At 63.2% G+C, this 16,589-nt stretch carries 19 protein-coding genes and 1 pseudogene; 13 read left to right on the forward strand and 7 right to left on the reverse strand.

What is annotated here, in order from left to right; translation table 11 throughout:
- Nucleotides 1-168 precede the first annotated feature (168 nt).
- From ACW18A_RS15815 to ACW18A_RS15825, 3 genes are all read left to right on the forward strand, one after another.
- On the forward strand, nt 169-390 hold the full coding sequence (locus ACW18A_RS15815) for a YgaP family membrane protein (RefSeq protein ID WP_492022663.1): 222 nt from the start codon (nt 169-171) through the stop codon (nt 388-390).
- Nucleotides 391-454: 64 nt separating this feature from the next.
- On the forward strand, nt 455-868 hold the full coding sequence (locus ACW18A_RS15820; protein ID WP_492022664.1) for a hypothetical protein: 414 nt from the start codon (nt 455-457) through the stop codon (nt 866-868).
- 42 nt (nt 869-910) lie between these two features.
- The gene (locus ACW18A_RS15825; RefSeq protein WP_492022665.1) at nt 911-1,396 is read left to right on the forward strand and encodes a DoxX family protein; all 486 of its coding nucleotides are present in this window, start codon (nt 911-913) and stop codon (nt 1,394-1,396) included.
- Between the two features lie 110 nt (nt 1,397-1,506).
- On the opposite strand, the gene ACW18A_RS15830 is transcribed toward ACW18A_RS15825, so the two are convergent.
- Complete coding sequence (locus ACW18A_RS15830) at nt 1,507-2,481, reverse strand: ABC transporter ATP-binding protein (protein WP_492022666.1); 975 nt, start codon at nt 2,479-2,481, stop codon at nt 1,507-1,509.
- 108 nt (nt 2,482-2,589) lie between these two features.
- Here ACW18A_RS15830 and ACW18A_RS15835 point away from each other — a divergent pair, with 108 nt between their 5' ends.
- Nucleotides 2,590-2,826 carry a zinc-finger domain-containing protein gene (locus tag ACW18A_RS15835; protein ID WP_492022667.1) on the forward strand — a complete coding sequence of 79 codons (237 nt, stop codon included), beginning with the start codon at nt 2,590-2,592 and terminating at the stop codon, nt 2,824-2,826.
- 357 nt (nt 2,827-3,183) lie between these two features.
- On the opposite strand, the gene ACW18A_RS15840 is transcribed toward ACW18A_RS15835, so the two are convergent.
- Nucleotides 3,184-3,945: a response regulator transcription factor gene (locus tag ACW18A_RS15840; RefSeq protein WP_492022668.1), complete on the reverse strand. Its 762-nt coding sequence runs from the start codon at nt 3,943-3,945 to the stop codon at nt 3,184-3,186.
- A 530-nt stretch (nt 3,946-4,475) separates the two neighbouring features.
- On the opposite strand from ACW18A_RS15840, the gene ACW18A_RS15845 reads away from it, so the two are divergent.
- On the forward strand, nt 4,476-4,859 hold the full coding sequence (locus ACW18A_RS15845; protein WP_492022669.1) for a hypothetical protein: 384 nt from the start codon (nt 4,476-4,478) through the stop codon (nt 4,857-4,859).
- Between the two features lie 199 nt (nt 4,860-5,058).
- Nucleotides 5,059-5,613, forward strand: a complete 555-nt coding sequence (locus ACW18A_RS15850; protein WP_492022670.1) for a hypothetical protein — start codon at nt 5,059-5,061, stop codon at nt 5,611-5,613.
- A gap of 4 nt (nt 5,614-5,617) precedes the next feature.
- Here ACW18A_RS15850 and ACW18A_RS15855 read toward each other — a convergent pair whose 3' ends face one another.
- Both ACW18A_RS15855 and ACW18A_RS15860 read right to left on the reverse strand, forming a co-directional pair.
- Nucleotides 5,618-6,847, reverse strand: coding sequence for a BaiN/RdsA family NAD(P)/FAD-dependent oxidoreductase (locus ACW18A_RS15855; RefSeq protein WP_492022671.1), 1,230 nt, complete (start codon nt 6,845-6,847; stop codon nt 5,618-5,620).
- Nucleotides 6,844-7,455: a hypothetical protein gene (locus ACW18A_RS15860; RefSeq protein WP_492022672.1), complete on the reverse strand. Its 612-nt coding sequence runs from the start codon at nt 7,453-7,455 to the stop codon at nt 6,844-6,846. Before ACW18A_RS15860 ends, ACW18A_RS15855 begins: the two co-directional genes overlap by 4 nt.
- A 279-nt stretch (nt 7,456-7,734) precedes the next feature.
- Between ACW18A_RS15860 and ACW18A_RS15865 the strand changes: the two genes are divergently transcribed.
- From ACW18A_RS15865 to ACW18A_RS15875, 3 genes are all read left to right on the forward strand, one after another.
- Nucleotides 7,735-7,962 carry a hypothetical protein gene (locus ACW18A_RS15865; protein ID WP_492022673.1) on the forward strand — a complete coding sequence of 76 codons (228 nt, stop codon included), beginning with the start codon at nt 7,735-7,737 and terminating at the stop codon, nt 7,960-7,962.
- The gene (locus ACW18A_RS15870) at nt 7,955-8,221 is read left to right on the forward strand and encodes a hypothetical protein (RefSeq protein WP_492022674.1); all 267 of its coding nucleotides are present in this window, start codon (nt 7,955-7,957) and stop codon (nt 8,219-8,221) included. The genes ACW18A_RS15865 and ACW18A_RS15870 overlap by 8 nt, the downstream gene beginning before the upstream one ends.
- A gap of 98 nt (nt 8,222-8,319) precedes the next feature.
- Nucleotides 8,320-8,541 (forward strand): hypothetical protein, encoded by a 222-nt coding sequence (locus ACW18A_RS15875; RefSeq protein WP_492022675.1) that lies wholly within the window; start codon nt 8,320-8,322, stop codon nt 8,539-8,541.
- A gap of 179 nt (nt 8,542-8,720) precedes the next feature.
- Here ACW18A_RS15875 and ACW18A_RS15880 read toward each other — a convergent pair whose 3' ends face one another.
- Nucleotides 8,721-9,608, reverse strand: coding sequence for a hypothetical protein (locus tag ACW18A_RS15880; protein ID WP_492022676.1), 888 nt, complete (start codon nt 9,606-9,608; stop codon nt 8,721-8,723).
- A gap of 398 nt (nt 9,609-10,006) precedes the next feature.
- Between ACW18A_RS15880 and ACW18A_RS15885 the strand changes: the two are divergent.
- From ACW18A_RS15885 to ACW18A_RS15895, 3 genes and pseudogenes are all read left to right on the forward strand, one after another.
- Nucleotides 10,007-10,525 (forward strand): annotated as a pseudogene (locus ACW18A_RS15885) (histidine phosphatase family protein); the annotation flags it as partial.
- Nucleotides 10,526-10,539: 14 nt separating this feature from the next.
- Nucleotides 10,540-11,679, forward strand: a complete 1,140-nt coding sequence (locus tag ACW18A_RS15890) for an HD domain-containing protein (protein ID WP_492022677.1) — start codon at nt 10,540-10,542, stop codon at nt 11,677-11,679.
- Nucleotides 11,663-12,598, forward strand: a complete 936-nt coding sequence (locus ACW18A_RS15895) for a hypothetical protein (protein ID WP_492022678.1) — start codon at nt 11,663-11,665, stop codon at nt 12,596-12,598. The genes ACW18A_RS15890 and ACW18A_RS15895 overlap by 17 nt, the downstream gene beginning before the upstream one ends.
- A 30-nt stretch (nt 12,599-12,628) precedes the next feature.
- On the opposite strand, the gene polA is transcribed toward ACW18A_RS15895, so the two are convergent.
- On the reverse strand, nt 12,629-15,559 hold the full coding sequence (gene polA, locus ACW18A_RS15900; RefSeq protein ID WP_492024413.1) for a DNA polymerase I: 2,931 nt from the start codon (nt 15,557-15,559) through the stop codon (nt 12,629-12,631).
- 123 nt (nt 15,560-15,682) lie between these two features.
- On the opposite strand from polA, the gene ACW18A_RS15905 reads away from it, so the two are divergent.
- Complete coding sequence (locus ACW18A_RS15905) at nt 15,683-16,111, forward strand: hypothetical protein (protein WP_492022679.1); 429 nt, start codon at nt 15,683-15,685, stop codon at nt 16,109-16,111.
- A 4-nt stretch (nt 16,112-16,115) separates the two neighbouring features.
- Here the strand turns inward: ACW18A_RS15905 and ACW18A_RS15910 are convergent, their stop codons facing one another.
- Nucleotides 16,116-16,556: a VOC family protein gene (locus tag ACW18A_RS15910; RefSeq protein WP_492022680.1), complete on the reverse strand. Its 441-nt coding sequence runs from the start codon at nt 16,554-16,556 to the stop codon at nt 16,116-16,118.
- Nucleotides 16,557-16,589: the final 33 nt, after the last annotated feature.

Consider the following 16,589-nt stretch of genomic DNA (forward strand, 5'->3'; position numbering starts at 1 on the left):
CGGTCTGCGCTGACGGTGCTGTCATCTCTGGATGGTCGGTGCGGTCAGCCAGGCCCAAAAAGGTCTCCGTCACAGTTGGAATCGCCGGAACTCGAGACAAGACAACGAACTCAACTTCACAAAACCCAACAATCACGACGTCTTCTACTCATCATCAGGAGCCTGCTCATGTTTTCCTTCAAAAAGAATCTCGGAAACGCCGACCGCGTTCTCCGTGCAATCGCCGCTGTCGCATTGTTTGTCGCCGCCTTCATCGCCCCCGTGCCTCTGATAGCTACGGTCGGATTCGCTCTCACTGGTGTCTACATGATCGGTACGACTTTGGTCGGAACCTGCCTCGGCTACAAGTTGATCGGTGTGTCGACTTGCCCGGTCAAGCAACGGGGCTAGCTGACGTCGAGCGATTCCTGGAAATATCGGGCGGCCCAGCCGGAATCAGACCGAGGAGGGACAAATGATCGGCTTCAACACCTATCGACGCATCTCTTTGGCCAGCGCCTGGTATGACCTGGTCGTCACAGCAGTCTTTGCCACACCGTGGACGCTGGTCCTGCTCTACGCACTGTTCGCAACGATCCACAGGGCCCTTGGCCTGGGTCCGATGCTGACACTGCCGCCCGAAGGTGTCCTTTATGCAAACTTTTTCGGCTCGGTCGTCATTGTCTGGGCAGTCTTGCGCCTGCGGTCCGGCTTGGTCTGGTTGGCCCGCTACGACGCGGTCGCCCGGTTGATGTTCAGCGCGGCGATGATCCATGCGCTGATAAACGGGGCCAGCCCGCTGCTGTCGGGCTTTCTCATCATCGAGCTGACGTTTGGCATCCTTCAGCTTCTGCCATTTGAAAAAACTTCGCCTCAAATCCCGGCGTAGGTCTGCGCCACGTGTAATTCGTATTCCCTGGAAAACGCAGTCATGTCCGAACAAACCCGCTCGGCCGCTTGGGGAATCGCGCTTCTGCGGGTCGCCCTCGGCATCATGTTTCTTGCTCACAGCCTGCTCCTGAAGCTGATGACTTTCGGGCTTTCTGGAACGGCTGCGTTCTTTCACTCGGTTGGCTTGCCGGAATGGCTCGCTTATCTGACCTTCGCAGTCGAAGTGGTCGGTGGACTTATGCTGGTCATGGGCATTCATGCTCGACCGGCGGCTGCGGCGCTGGCACCGTTCATGCTCGGAGCGCTCGTGACTGTCCATTGGACCAATGGCTGGGTATTCACCGCGCCGGGAGGTGGCTGGGAATATCCCGCCTACCTGCTCGTCCTTTGCATCGCGCAGGTGTTGCTGGGCGACGGCGCGCTGGCTCTGGCACCATCACGCAATCTCGGCCCGGCTCCAAAAGGCCCTCTTGTTGATGGAGCGAGGCCATATGAGTTGCACCCGGCAGTCAGCTACGACGGCTGAGCGTCGTACGCGGCAGAGGTCTCGGCTGAACAGGCGGGTCACTCGCGGTTCAGTCGCCAAACCCGCGGAGTGACCGCTCCCCATCCGTCTCGGACAGTTCGAAAACCCGCTCAGTCCTTCGTGGGACTGACCGCGTTCGCATCGCCATAGGTCAGGGCCAGGAAGACGTCCTCCAGGTCGGGATCCTCGGTGGTGATGTCCGAGATCGTGATCCCGGCGGCGCGCACGGCGGCCAGCACATGCTCGACCGACGATTGACCCTTTTTGTAGCTGATCGAGAAGGCACCGTTGGCCCGCGCCACCACGTCGAACCCGGCCACGGTCGGCACACCGTCAAGCGGATGCTCGGGCGTCACCACGACGTTCCGCGTATCCAGCCGGCGCAACAGCTGCGGCGTAGGTTCGCAGGCCACGACCTCGCCCCGGTTCATGATCGCGATGGTGTCACACAGCTCCTGCGCCTCCTCCAGATAGTGGGTGGTCAGCAGGATGGTCACCCCCTCGGCGTTGATGCGGCGGACGTATTCCCACAGCTGGCGCCGCAGCTCGACGTCCACCCCCGCCGTGGGTTCGTCGAGGATCAGGATCGGCGGATTGTGCACCAGGGCCTTGGCCACCATCAGCCGTCGCTTCATCCCGCCCGACAGAGCCCGCACATAGGCGTCGGCCTTGTCCGACAGACCCAGCGCCGCCAGCAGTTCGTCCGACCGCCGCTCCGCCTTTGGCACGCCATAGAATCCGGCCTGGACCTCCAGCGCCTCCCGGGGGGTGAAGAAGACGTCGGCCACGATCTCCTGCGGCACGACGCCGAGGGCCGCGCGCGCGTCCCGCGGCCGCTCGTCGATGTCCCGGCCCCAGATGGCCGCCGTCCCGCCGGTCTTGTTGACGATGCCCGCCAGGATGTTGATCAGGGTCGACTTGCCCGCCCCGTTCGGGCCCAGCAGGCCGAACATCGACCCCCGCGGAATGACCAGATCGACCACGCGCAGGGCCGTCTTCGGCGGCGACTTCTTCGAGCCGGCATAGGTCTTTTCCAGCCCGTGCACCTCGATGGCGTTGACGGGCAGGGCTTCGGTCTCGGTCATCGGATTCTTTCGGCGCGCGTCCATGGACGCGCTTGGGGGCTTTCGGCGCGGGGGCAGGCCGTCTAACTAGGCGTCACGCCCTCTCGCGCCAAGACCACGGACCGATCAATGCCGCCGCGCCATCCCGATCAACTCGTCCTCCCGCCCGAGGAGATCACGGTCTCCACCAAACGCGTGGCCTGCGACGGCGGCGGGGTTCTGGGGCATCCCCTGGTCTATCTCGACATGGGGGGCGAGGATTTCGTCGAGTGCGGCTACTGCGACCGCCGCTTCGTCCTCTCGGCCGACCACCACGCCGGAAGCGACTACCACGACCCCGCCGCCCGGCCGCCCGAGGCGCACTGAGGCGGTTCAAACCTAAGTTTATAGCCCCCCAGCCAGCCGGTGATGTCGACTCTGAGGTCGGAAAGACCGGGGCGGAAGTCAGGTTGTGACTCAAAGGGGCGGTTCGAAGAGTTCGCTCTCGGCGCCGGGACGACGCCGCGCGAACCTCATTCAGCCCATCGTGATCGTCGCGGGATATCCAGCGGCAAGCCTGGTCGCATTCATCTTCTGAGCGGGGCGAGACGGGGTTGTCACTCCAATACAATTTCAGCCGCTGACCCCGACCCTAAACTCGGCTCCATTTGGGCTCACAGAGCTCGGGGCGACGCTATTTCGGGTGCGGGGAGGTAATGGCCCATCCCGAGACTCGATCGTTCCTCACGGGTTGAACGAGGACGAGTCCCTCAAGTCACGAACGAGGTTGATCAACGCTTCCGAGTTCGCGAAGTCGTGTGATTTTTCCGGGATGACAGCGCTGATATGGACCGCTGTCTGCGGCCTGGAAGGATGTTTGCACACATAGCCCTTGAGGATGGCGGAGGCGGTCGCGGCTGGCATGCCCTCTTGGTCGCGAGAGATGCCCGCATATCCAAGGCATTCGACCCCTTCGATCCGCGTCGGGTCGAACCGGAGATTGACCATGCTGAGCGCCGTTAGCTTCGTCTCTGCTGTGGACTCTGCGAACGCGACGAAATCTGCGGAGCGCGGCAGCGAGGGTGTCCGAAGGAAATGGATCTCGGCCGACATCTCTTCGCCGGACGCCTGGGGCTGGAAGGCATTGAGCTCCATGTTGGTGGCGGCCCAAGCGGCAGCCAAGACTAGGCCGGCCGCGAAAACGGGTCGTTGCCAAGCTCCCTTCAACACCGATCTTCTGCCCGGCCGGTTGCGTCCCGAACCAGAGTCCGACGACCTGTTCATGAAAAGCTGCGCCACGCCAGCAGCCGTAGTGGACGGCCCCGCGAGCTCCGGCACCATGTACGCAGTAGATAGGTCCTGGCGGCGGGCCACGCGAAAATGCCTGAGCACGGCGGAGACGTGAGCCCGAACCGTGAAGGGAGAAATCCGGAGCGAGCGGGCGATTTCCTTGTTCGTCTGCCCGACGAGCAGCAGTTCCAGTACTTCGCGCTGGCGGGAGGTCAATTCGTCCGGCCGAACGCTTATGTGGCCCATCGCCGGTGGCCGTGTGCGATCCGTCGCTTGCATACGTCACCCGCGAATTGAAGTTGCGCCGCTCAGGCCGAGCTCTGGCTGTTCGACCAAGGCCGCCGACACAGCGCCAGCCGTCTTCCATCTCACCCAGCAGCCAATCCTCGCGCCAGCGTTTATGGAACGGCCGACGAACAGTAAGGAGAAGGTGAAATAGGGCAGATCGACGTCGCTGTCCGACAAGGTCTGAAAGACGGACATGACCTCTTGGGACCTTCTCACAACGATCGCCAGAATGAGAAGTGACCTAGGTCACAGGCCCCTCCGGACGCGCAGGCCACGTCAGGAGGGAAATCGGCGGCCTCGCCAATCTCGCTTGCCTTGGCGACCCCCCCCCGTGGTCGGCTAGTGAGGCGTCCTGCGTGGGAATCGCCCATCGCTGCACTAGGTCACCATACGTCTTGGTCTTCGACGGGATCAGCGGGCAAGCAATATCAACTGCAACACTCAGCCGGAGACAGCCAATGCTCGCCCCTCTCTTTTTGATCGTCGCGCTACTCGCTTCCGATCCGACGATCAACGAGTCGCAAGAAACTCTGGTTCAAGCATCGGTCGCGGACTTGAAGCGGCTCAATCCGAGCTTGGTCACGGCGTTCCGGAACGTCCGTCTGACCGTTGACGAGGATTTGGACGGCACCAGACGGAACCTGGTTTGCGGCGAGTTCCGGCCGGTAGCACCCCGACGGGGCGTTGAATGGGATGTGTTTGGATCGCGCGAGACGATGAGCGGTCGGGAGCATCTGGTTGGCGCTATGGCCAAGGTCTGGTGCGAGAACGCGGATCTGGTCTGGGTCTCCGGGCAGGACTTGTCGGCAAGATACACGGCCGAAGTGATCGGTACCCGCTAAACCGCAAGTCGGTTTCTCGCACCGGCTGACGGAACCGTTCGTTGAGGACGCGGCACGCCGAAAGCGACTACCTCGACCCCGCCGCCCGGCCGCCCGAGGCGCACTGACCGCTGCGGGGCCGTAGCCGTCAGCTTCCGTCTGAAGATTGTCGTTCTCAGAGTGATTTCCGGCTGATATGCCGGTCGACGGAGGACAGGCCATGATGATCCGCACTCTGATGCTCGCGTCGGTCCTGATGCTTGGGGCCTGCACACAACCGGCCGCTCCGGAAGACGCCCGGGACACGGCTCCGGGCGCCGATCCATCGACGGTGCCCGCGTCCGATCCGGACTCGCCCGGCAACGAACTGCCGGTCGCCGCAGAACTCCTGGCCGGCGCGCCCCTGTCCGGTCGCTGGGAAGATGTCGGCGACGGCGCCACCGTGGGCGTGCTGTTCACCTCCCCGGACTACGCCGATACGCTCGCGATCGGCTGCAACACCGGCTCGGGCGAGGCCTATATCAACTGGACCATCCAGAACCCTGCCGAGGACGGAGAGGTCCGCCTCTACACCGAAGCGAAGACCGAGACCTTCAGCGCCACCGGCTCGAACGCAGGGGCCGCCATGCGCGCCATTGACGTCACCGGCACCGACCCGCGGCTCGCCGTCCTGAAGACGACCCAGGCGAAGTTCGGCGTCCAGGCCTCGGGCGAGGCCATCGTCGTGCCGTGGGATCCGTCGATCGCCCGGGTGCTGAACGAATGCGCGGGCTGACCGGTCAACCCAGGCCCTCGCAGGCCTGTCCCGCCGCCCAGCCTGACGACCACGCCCACTGGAAATTATAGCCGCCCAGCCAGCCGGTGACGTCCACCACCTCGCCGATGAAATAGAGGCCGGGCACGGACTTCGCGGCCATCGTCTGCTGGTCCAGCGCGTCCGTCGCCACCCCGCCCAGGGTGACCTCGGCGGTGCGATAGCCCTCCGACCCCACCGGCTTGACGGTCCAGGCGTTCACGGCCGCATCCAGCCGCGCCAGCACCTTGTCCCCGACCTCGGCCAGCTTGCCGCCGGCGCCCTCGCGCGCGGTCAGGACCTCGGCCAGCCGCCGCGGCACGATATGGCCCAGCGCCGTGTGCACCGCCTGTTTGCCTCCGTTCTCGGCCTTGGCCGCCTTCAGCCGCGCCAGCACGTCGACGCCCGGCGCCATCCTCACCGTGATCGCCTCCCCCTCGCGCCAGTAGGAGCTGATCTGCAGGATCGCCGGCCCCGACAGCCCCCTGTGCGTAAACAGCATGGCTTCATTGAACGTGGGCCTACCGCCCTTTGGGCTACTTGAGGCCGGGTTGGCCGTAACGGACACATCCACCGCCACCCCCGCCAGCGGTGTCGTCTGCTCCAGCAGCCCCGCCTCGAACGTCAGCGGCACCAGGGCCGGCCGCGTCTCGGTCACCCGCAGGCCGAACTGCCGCGCGAGGTCATAGCCCCAGCCCGTCGCCCCCATCTTGGGGATCGACTTGCCGCCCGAGGCCACCACCAGCGACGCACACCGCACAGCCCCCCCGTCCGACAGGACCAGGGCAAACCCGTCCCCCTCGCGCGCCACCGAGGCCACGCCGAGCCCCAGCCTCAGCACCACCCCCGCCTCCCGCATCGCCCCGGTCAGCATCCCCACGATCTGTTTCGCGCTGTCGTCGCAGAACAGCTGGCCCAGGGTCTTCTCGTGCCAGGCGATCCCCGCCCGATCCACCCGCGCCACAAAGTCCGCCACCGTGAACCGCCCGAGCGCCGACGCCGCGAACCGCGGGTTCTCCCCCAGGAAGTTCGCCACCGTCGTCCCGGTGTTGGTGAAGTTGCACCGCCCCCCGCCACTGATGCGGATCTTCTCCCCCGGCGCCCGCGCGTGATCGAGGACCAGCACCCGCCGCCCCCGCCGCCCGGACTCGGCCGCACACATCATCCCGGCCGCGCCCGCGCCGACCACCACCACATCGAAGGACTCTGATCTCATCGGTGCCGTCTAGCACGCCAGGGGTCGGGGATCAGGGTGTCCAGCGCCGCCGAGGTCCTCAGCAGTTCGCGGATATCGTCCATCCGCCCCTTCAGCGCCGCCGCCAGCACCAGCCGGGCGACCGCCTCCCGATGCACCCGCGCGTCGTTCCGGTCGATGCGAAAGCCCAGCTCCGGCCGCGCCGGCGCCGACCCCCACTGCGGCCCGCGCGGCCGCCACACCGCCCCCGCCAGATCGCATTTCCGCATCCCATAGCGTTTCGCCGCCGCCGCGATCGTCGACGGATGTACCTGATAGTCAAAGGCCAGCGCCTCGTCCGCCTCCCCGGCGTTCCTCCGGTCCAGCAGCTCCCGCCAGCGTCCGGGCGTCATCCCGCTGCGGCTCTGGGCAAAGACATGGTCCTCCGCCCATCCCTGCGCCGGCCGCCTGCGCCGATCGACGGCCACAGGATCCCCGCCCTTCATCCGCCCACGCTTGCGCGCCTGCCAGCCGATGGTCCCCAAGGTGATCCCGTACCATCCCGCCAGCACGGCGCGCTTCACCCCCGCCCGGTCCATCTCGAACAGCGCCTGCCACTGTTCCTCGCTCAGCTTGCTCGGCTTCCCCATGCCCCACAGTCTGCGCCCACCCCACCCCAGGGCGCACAAAAAGCCCCTGATTAGAGCCGACCCTTGAAATCACACGTCGATTCCGCCGATCCGTTGATGGCTCAAAAAAGATCGCAGGCGCCCGAAACCGCCAGTCGGCTCTCACTGCCTACTGCCTACTGCCTACTGCCTCACTCCTGTGCACAAACCCGAACAAACCCGGAACATCCCCTTGCCTCCACCCCCTCGGAGGTGTTGAACCACCCCCGGGTCGGCCACCCATTCCCGAGGCATATCCAGATGACATCCCCCACCCCCGACCCCCGCCCCGCCGCCCCCGATCTGGAGCGGCTCCTGGCCCCCCTGCGCGGTCTCGACCTGACCAGCGCCGACGGCCGCTGCGGCATCCGCAGCCTCCTGGCCGAGATCGAGCGCCTGTCCCCCGGCGTCATCCTGCAACAGGCGGCGGGCATCCAGCTCCGGCGTCTGGGCTGCACCACCCTCGCCGACCACCGCGACCGTGGGTAGGCTGCCCCGGGGCCGCGAGACCCTCATGGTCCTGCGCCAGTCCCATTTCCGGGAGGAGGCGGGCGGCGGCCCCCTGCATGCGATGGTCCCGTGGGACGACGGCCTCAACGGCCGCGAGGCCTTCCTCAACCCCGGCCACTCCCCCCCGTTCGAGGGTCCCGGCGCCGGGTTCCGCCTGATCCGCCACAAGAAGGGGGCCTATAGTTTCATCGAGCGGGACGCGGACAAGGGCGGGGCGGTGTGGCGGGGGGAGGGGTGAGCGGGGGCCGGGGGCCGCTGTGGCGACAAGAGCCGCCTGGCTGAGATCGAGCGCGTCTCGCCTTCTTCGCCGGGGTCCACGTCCGCGACCACAGCTGCGTGCGCAAGATGAAGACGGGGCCAGAGACCTGCGACCTCTATGCCTTCCTGACGACCGAGCCGAACGCCGAGGTCGGCGCCGTCCACCCCAAGGCCATGCCGGTCATCCCGACGACCGGGGAAGAGTGCGAGACCTGGATGCGGGCGGACTGGGCCGAGGCCAGGGCCCTGCAGCGGCCGTTGGTCGACGGGGCACTGGTGGAGGCTAACCGCGAACGGTGAAGATCCGCTGATCCTCGGCTTCCCCGGGCCCGGCCTCCATAGTCCTTTGTCATCTCGGCGACCTCGCGCTTGGCTAGCGAGACGCCACCAAGCTTACGGCCGCGCCGGGGCGAGCTTCACCACGTGCGCGCCTGATTTGATTTCCGTGATTGTTATTCAGGCGGTTCGGCGCGGAGCGCTTAGGCGTCGTCTTCGTCAAGCAGTTCGATGACGTCGTGAACGTGCATCACCCGGTAGGCTACCGGCCTGCCCTGTGAGTACTCAACGTTCACGTCGACGACGAAGCCCTTCCAGAACACGCTGTCTCGCTCGATGATCTCATGACGGATACGCTGCTCTGCTAAGTCACTAGCGTAGATGACCGAAAGCCCCTTTGGGCTGATGGACTCGACAACCGCCTGTTCAATAGCTTTCTTGCCGATCTTTGATCGCTTGGTGTCGGCTCGAGTGAAGCGAAGCAGGACGCGTTTGTGGTCCGCGTCGGTTGTCTTTTCCATCTCGTGGCGCTGCGCCTGAGCGTTGTCGATAGCGATGGAGGCCTCGCTTGAAGTTATGGCGTGAAACGCCGTGACCCGCTCGGCTCCGTTTTCCATAACAATCGCCGAGAGCTCCAGCTTAGACCCGGGCACTGAGGCAGTTGCCGCAAGCTGCTGCATCACCGTCAGCAGTTCGGCTTTAGTCGGCGCTGGCAGTCGTTCGCCGCGTCGCTTTCCTAGCTTCTTCAGCGTACCGCCATACCGCTCGGCGAACTCATGCGCTGTGTTGGCCATGGAGAGGCCGCCAATAACGCTCGCGACGAAAAGGCCGCCCTTCACAATCCAAGGCACAAGGTCGGCTTCAATGCAGCCAACCCTGACCTCGCGGACGAAGAGCTTGGAGCCGCCTGCCTCGGCCGGATGCTCTTTGGCCATGTACCTGTCGTACTGGGTAGAAATGGCCAGGAAAGCAGCGACAAATTCGCTGATTTCGACCGGCTCGTCGATGTCCAACTTCAAGCGGATGAATGGCTGTCCCGACTCCATGGCTTGACCGTAGGTGCGCCATTCAGGGTTGTCGATAGAAGCCATGTCGGCCCACTAACGGACGCTTACGTCAAAGTTGGACGTAGGAAACGAACCGGTCCCGCGCTTGGTGAGAGCCGTAGCCGGTTTTTGGGGAACCCTATAAACCGAAGCCATAGGCTCGATGCAGCAGGTGGCTGGTTATCATGCGTGCCGCCCGCACATTGATGGCCTAAGCGGGATTCCTCGATGTTTGCGGCGAACCGGTGCGCTAGTTCACAATCGACGCCGCGCGAGGACCAATCTATTGTCGATTCTCCTAGACAGAGAATTTATCGCCCTCGTTTCCCATAGAAGGACATCGAAAATCGATGACGGCTACTGGCGCTACAGGCGCGTCTACCCTCGTGCTAATACGTCATGGCCAAAGCCAATTTAATGCCGAAGGCAGATACACAGGTTGGGCTGATCCGACGCTCACTGCGCAAGGAAAGTTGGAAGCAATTCGGGCTGGCCGAAACCTAATGGATCTCGGCATCATACCCGACACGATAGTTAGTTCTGATTTGCGCAGAGCAGCGACAACGGCGGCTGTTATAGCTTCCACGTTTGGGATTCCCGCCGCCAGGCACACGACCTGCTTCGGTCTGCGTGAACGGAATTTCGGCTCCCTGACGGGAACGATCAAAGGCAGTAGTTTAGACCAGGATAGGCTAGAGCTGGATCATACAGCCGAATCTGAGACAGCTTTTCGAAAGCGGATTGAGAAAGTCGTTGAGGATCGCCTCCGTCCACTTTTGGATGCGGGCCAGAAGGTTTTGGCGGTCTCGCACAGCCACGTAATGCGCGAAATTGCTCGACAGCTGGGCTTTTCGGACCAAGGCCGTCCAGACAACGGTCACGCGTGGATAATCTGCGGAGAGAAATCCTACGCACTACCAAACGGCTCGCACTTTTCTTGTTTTTATCCTCCGATTGAATAGCGGCCTGCATTAAGTTGCCAGAAAATATCACACCGAAGACGACACCAAAAAGGCAACGGAAGTTTCCGCTGATTCCCCGCGTTCGTGAGCCGCGCGGCAGCAGTAAAGCAGGCTCAGCACACCATAATTACGATTTCATCGCGCCTTCAATGGACGCTATAGTCGGCGAAAGCCTAGCTCTTCAGCTTGTTAAATCATCAGCCTTTCGAAGGCTTGAAGGAGTACGTTTTCTTGGCGGAATAGATTATCTTCTAGTCCGCGGGCCAAATGGTTCTGATGGAAACGTCCGATACACACGATACCAACACAGTATCGGCGTCGCTGGGCTTGCATTAATATACTCCAACGAAAAACAGCTCTCACAGAGTGACCGCAACCTTGTTCTAGCAGCAGCTCTACTACACGACATTGGTCATTGCGCTCTATCGCATACTCTAGAGCCGGTGTTCGAAGAGAATTTTGGGCTTAATCATCACGCGGTTACAGAACAAATAGTCTTGGGGAAACTACCCATCGGCCACGAAGTGGCTTCCATACTTCGGAAGCACGATGTGGATCCCCACGCTGTCGTTCACTTGATGTCCGGAGCTAATGAATCGTTCGACGGTTTCTTCAGTGGCCCAATAAATTTCGACACGATTGAAGGAATTCTACGCTCTTGGGCCTATGTTCAATATGAGCGCCGTTTTCCCTCACCCGATATGGTAGTGCGAGCAGCGATACGTAGAAAAGATACAAGAGATGAGCAGCAGATCGACGATTTTTGGAAATACAAGGATCGCGTTTACAAGTATCTCATACGATCTCCTCAGGGCGTGGTTGCTGATTATTTATGTCAAGAGGCATTCCGGCGGGACCTAAGTTCGGTTGGCCCTGATGATTATCTGACTACAGAGAAAGCGTTATTTGCAAAGTGCAAAAATCTATCTGAGCTTCTTGTATCAAACATCAACTGGACGGCGCTATCTAGGCAGCTGGAGGCGCCTATCGCCTACCAAGCCAGGCATTTCTTCATCGACTATCGGGGTGACTTTTTTGGTTGCCAAGACCGCGCTCGCTACAAGCAAAGCAAGGTTTCTATGCATATAGAGGCCATCAAGGAAACTCATTGGGACGGAAAACCGGGGGACTTGTTTAATGAACACAGCATTTGAGCGTTCGACGATATACTCTGACGGCAAACTTCAGAATCTTCGGGCAACTATTGCACCGTTGATTCCAACAGATAGCATCGCAATCACGGTCGGCTCGTATGCGCGTCGAGAAGCTTCCGATCAGTCTGACCTAGACCATTTCGTAGTTGTGCCCGACGATGGGGCTCCACACAGTTGGATTCAGAATTTTCATGACGCGATAACATCTGAGGTCAAGAAGGCTCCTGCTTTTGGAGGAGCATTCGACGCCGTCGTGACTCGAGATTCTCTGCTCACAAACATAGGCGGAGGAGAGGATAGCAATAATACAATAACTAGGCGTATGCTATTCCTATTGGAAGGAGAATGGCTCAGCAACGAGCCGGGCTTTGTTAGTCTGCGACGGGAAATGCTGGAACGATACGTTCAGGAAAGCCTACCCGATCAAAAACTAACACTGTTTTTACTAAATGACATTATCCGATATTGGCGTACCATTACGGTAGACTTTGAACATAAGACCAACGAGAGCGCAAAGCCAAAACCTTGGGCTGTCCGGAAGCTCAAGTTGACGTTTTCCCGAAAACTACTCTACGCTGGCGGCTTGTTCAGCGTAGGGATGACGTCAGATTTAACACCGAGCATGAAACGTGAAACTCTAGAAGCGCTGCTGAGCCTTCCCGCGCTTGATAGACTGGACGTCATCTGCGGTAAGACACTTACACAGCCAATTCGTGATAGTTACGATAAATTCCTATGTGCTTTAGAGCGAGACGAGGTCAGAACTTATTTGGACGGCTTAAGTCGTGAATCGGCGCAATTGGACGAAATGTACAGAGATCTCAATAACGAGGCCCAGCGCTATACGCGTGCCCTTTTGTCAGCGTTTGAAACAACTTTCCATACGACGCACCCGATACGTCGCGCGGTGATTTTCTAGGAATCTTTCGAGCAAGTGGCGATTGCGTTCCTAGTGCGCCTCGTCCCAGTTCTTCGCCGCCCTCGCCTCCACCACCAGCGGCACGGAGAGCGCCACGGCGGGCTCCGCCGCCCCCTCCATGACCCGGCGGATGACGGGGATGGCCGTCTCCGCCAACGCATCCGGGCATTCGAAGACCAGTTCGTCGTGGACCTGGAGCAGCATCTTCACCTCACCGAGTCCGGCCGCGTCCAGCGCCGCCGGCATGCGGATCATGGCGCGGCGGATGATGTCGGCGGCGGCGCCCTGGATCGGGGCGTTGATGGCGGCGCGCTCGCCGAACTGGCGTTCGGCGCCCGATCTGGAATGGATGGCCGGGATGTGGATGCGGCGGCCGAAGACGGTGGAGACGAACCCCGCCTGGCGGACCTCGGCTTTGGTCTTGTCCATATAGGTGCGGATGCCGGGGAAGCGCTCGAAATAGGTCTTGATATAGGCGCCGGCCTCGCCCTGGTCGATGTTCAGCTGGGCGGCCAGGCCGAAGGCCGAGATGCCGTAGACGATGCCGAAATTGATGGCCTTGGCGCGGCGGCGGGTCTCGGGGTCCATCTGGTCGACGGGGACGCCGAACATCTCCGACGCCGTGGCCGTGTGGATGTCGATCCCGGCCTTGAAGGCGCGTTTCAGCTCGGGGATGTCGCCGATATGGGCCAGCAGCCGCAGCTCGATCTGGGAATAGTCGGCGCTGATCAGGACATGGTTGTCGCGGGCGATGAAGGCCTGACGGATCTGGCGGCCCGTCTCGGTGCGGATCGGGATGTTCTGCAGATTGGGGTCGGAGGAGGCGAGGCGGCCGGTGGTGGCGGCGGCCAGCTGGTAGCTGGTGTGGACCCGGTCGGTGGCCTCATCCATCGCCGCGACAAGCGCGTCCGTATAGGTGCCCTTGAGCTTGGACAGCTGGCGCCAGTCGAGGATGGCGCGGGGCAGGGGGTGGGCCCCCTTGCCGGTATCCTGGGCCAGGGTTTCGAGGGTGGCGGCGCCGGTCTCCCACTGGCCCGAGGCGGTCTTCTTGCCGCCGGGCAGGTTGAGCTCGCCGAACAGCAGCTCGCCGATCTGTTTGGGGCTCGAGATCGCGAAGGGGCGGCCGGCGATCTCGTGGGCCTGGGTCTCCAGCTCGGCCATGCGCAGGCCGAACTCCGACGACAGGCGGCGCAGGCGGGCGGGGTCGACGCGGATGCCCTCCAGCTCCATGTCGGCGAGGACGGCGGGCAGGGGGCGTTCCAGGGTCTCATAGACGGTCGCCAGTCCCTCGGCCGCCAGCCGGGGCTTGAGCAGACGCCAGAGACGCAGGGTCACATCGGCGTCCTCGGCGGCATAGGCGGTGGCCGGTTTCAGCTCGACGTGTTTGAAGGATTTCTGGGATTTGCCGGTCCCCGCCACGCTCTTGAACGGGATCGGGTCATGCCCCAGATGCAGCCTCGACAGCTCATCCATCCCATGCCCATGCAGCCCGCCCTCCAGGACGTAGCTGATCAGCATGGTGTCATCGGTCGGTGCCACCCGGATCCCGTTCCGGGCCATGACCGCCAGGTCATACTTCCCGTTCTGCACGACCTTGAGGACGGCGGAGTCCTCCAAAATTATTTTTATCCGGGCTAAAACCGTCGCCTTGTCGAGCTGCCGGATCGGCTCCCGGGTCTCCACCGCATCCCCGAAATCCAGCCCCCCGCCCCCCGCCACCGGCTCGTGCTCATGGGCCAAAGGCACATAGCAGGCGTCGTTCGGCCCGATCGCCAGGCTGACCCCGCACAGCCCCGCATGCGTCGCCGACAGGGCGTCGGTCTCGGTATCGAACCCGACCACCCCCGCCTCGCTCGCCCGCGCCAGGAAGGCGTCCAGCGCCTCCAGCGTCTGGATACAGAGGTAGGCCCCGGTGTCGACCGCCCGTTTCTCGACCCCCTCCGGAATGGCCTGGGGCGCATAGCGGGGCGAGATGACCGGCGCCGTCAGGGGTGCCGGCCGGGCGGGCGCGAAGGCAGAGCCGCCGTGCCCCTCCAGCCTGCCGTCGCCGACCCGACGCAGCAGCGACCGGAACTCCATCGTCTCAAGAAAGTCGGCCAGCATCGCCGGATCGGGATCGCGGACCCTGAAGTCCTCGATCGGCTCGGGCGCCGGGGCGTCGCAGGCGAGGCGGACCAGCCGGCGGCTGAGCAGGATCTGGTCGCGGAAATTGATCAGGGTCTCGCGCCGCTTGGGCTGTTTGATCTCCCCGGCCCGCTCCAGAAGCGTGTCGAGATCGCCGTATTCGTCCAGCAACTGGGCGGCGGTCTTGGGCCCGATCCCCGGCGCGCCCGGCACGTTGTCGACGCTGTCGCCGATCAGGGCCTGCAGGTCGATCATCTTGTCCGGGGTGACGCCGAACTTCTCCATCACCGCCTCCTCGGCCAGACGGCGGTCCTTCATCGGGTCCCACATGACCACCGAGGGACCGATCAGCTGCATCAGGTCCTTGTCGGACGAGACGATGACGCACTCGCCCCCCGCGTCACGCACCTTGCAGGCATAGGTCGCGATCAGGTCGTCGGCCTCGTACCCCGGCAGTTCGACGCAATGGACCCCGAACGCCGCCGTCGCCTCGCGCACCAGTGGGAACTGCGGAATCAGGTCCTCCGGCGGGGCCGAACGGTTGGCCTTGTACTGGTCATAGAGGTCGTTCCGGAACGTCTTTTCTGAATGGTCGAAGATGGCCGCCAGGTGGGTGGGCCCATCGGCGCCCTTCATGTCCTTCAACAGCTTCCACAGCATGTTGCAGTAGCCCTGCACCGCCCCGACCGGCAGGCCGTCGGACTTGCGGGTCAGGGGCGGCAGGGCGTGGTAGGCGCGAAAGATGTAGGCCGAGGCATCGATCAGCCACAGCCGGACCGGTGGCCCGTCCTGGGTCACAGGTCGATCGGTCTGCGGGGCGAGGTCGGCATCGGACATGATGCGAACATAGGCGGCGCGACCCGGCCCGTCACGGTGGGAAACCATTGGAGGCTTGAGTCTTGACCGTCGCGGCGGAATGGCGTCGGGTTACCGCAGCGTCGGCATGGCGGGGAGCGTCTCATGAAGGTCAAGGGGATCGTTTCGGTGGCGCTGGCCTATCCGGCCGCCGCCGCTGCGGGCGCAGCCTTGGTGGCGGTGGGGTTCGGCCTCCTGGCCCTGACGATGGGTTTCTCGTCCGGCATTGCCGAGCTGGCGGCAGGCTGGTGGGTGCTGCCGATAGCCTGGGTCTACGCGTTCGCGGTGTTTCTGGTCGGACTGTTTTTCGTCGGAACCCCGGTCTGGCTCCTGATGGCCGGGCTGAAACGGAACACGCGGCGCGACGCCACGCTGGCCGGAGCGATCCTTTCGGCCCTCGCCGCCTTTCTGATCATGCAGCGGTTCAGCGGCGAAACCGCCATGAGCTGGCTCCCGTTGGCCTATGCCGCCGCCCTCGTCATCCCCGGCGCCGCGGCCGGCTGGACCCTCCACCGCATCGCCTACGGGCGTTGAGCCGCTACCAGGTTCCGACGTTCGGCATCGACAGCCAGGGCTCTGTCGGGGCCAGCGGCTCGCCTTCCTGCAACAGTTCGATCGAGATGCCGTCGGGCGATCGTACAAACGCCATCCGGCCGTCCCGGGGCGGGCGGTTGATGACCACGCCCGAGTCCATCAGATGCTGGCAGGTCCCATGGATATCATCGACCTTGTAGGCGAGATGACCGAAATTCCGGCCGCCGGTGTAGGTCTCGGGATCCCAGTTCCAGGTCAACTCGACCTCGGGCGCCCGCTCGGCGGCCGAGCGGTCCCTGTCCTTCGGCGCGGCCAGGAAGACGAGGGTGAACCGGCCCTTCTCGTTCTCGATCCGGCGCACCTCCTCCAGCCCGAGCTGGATGGTCCAGAAATGCAGGGAGTCGTCCAGGTCGGAGACCCGGACCATGGTGTGCAGATAGCGCATGAGAGGCCCTCAAGCCGCGATGGGCGGAGGCCT

It is taken from the genome of Brevundimonas sp. AVps5, assembly GCF_058681515.1.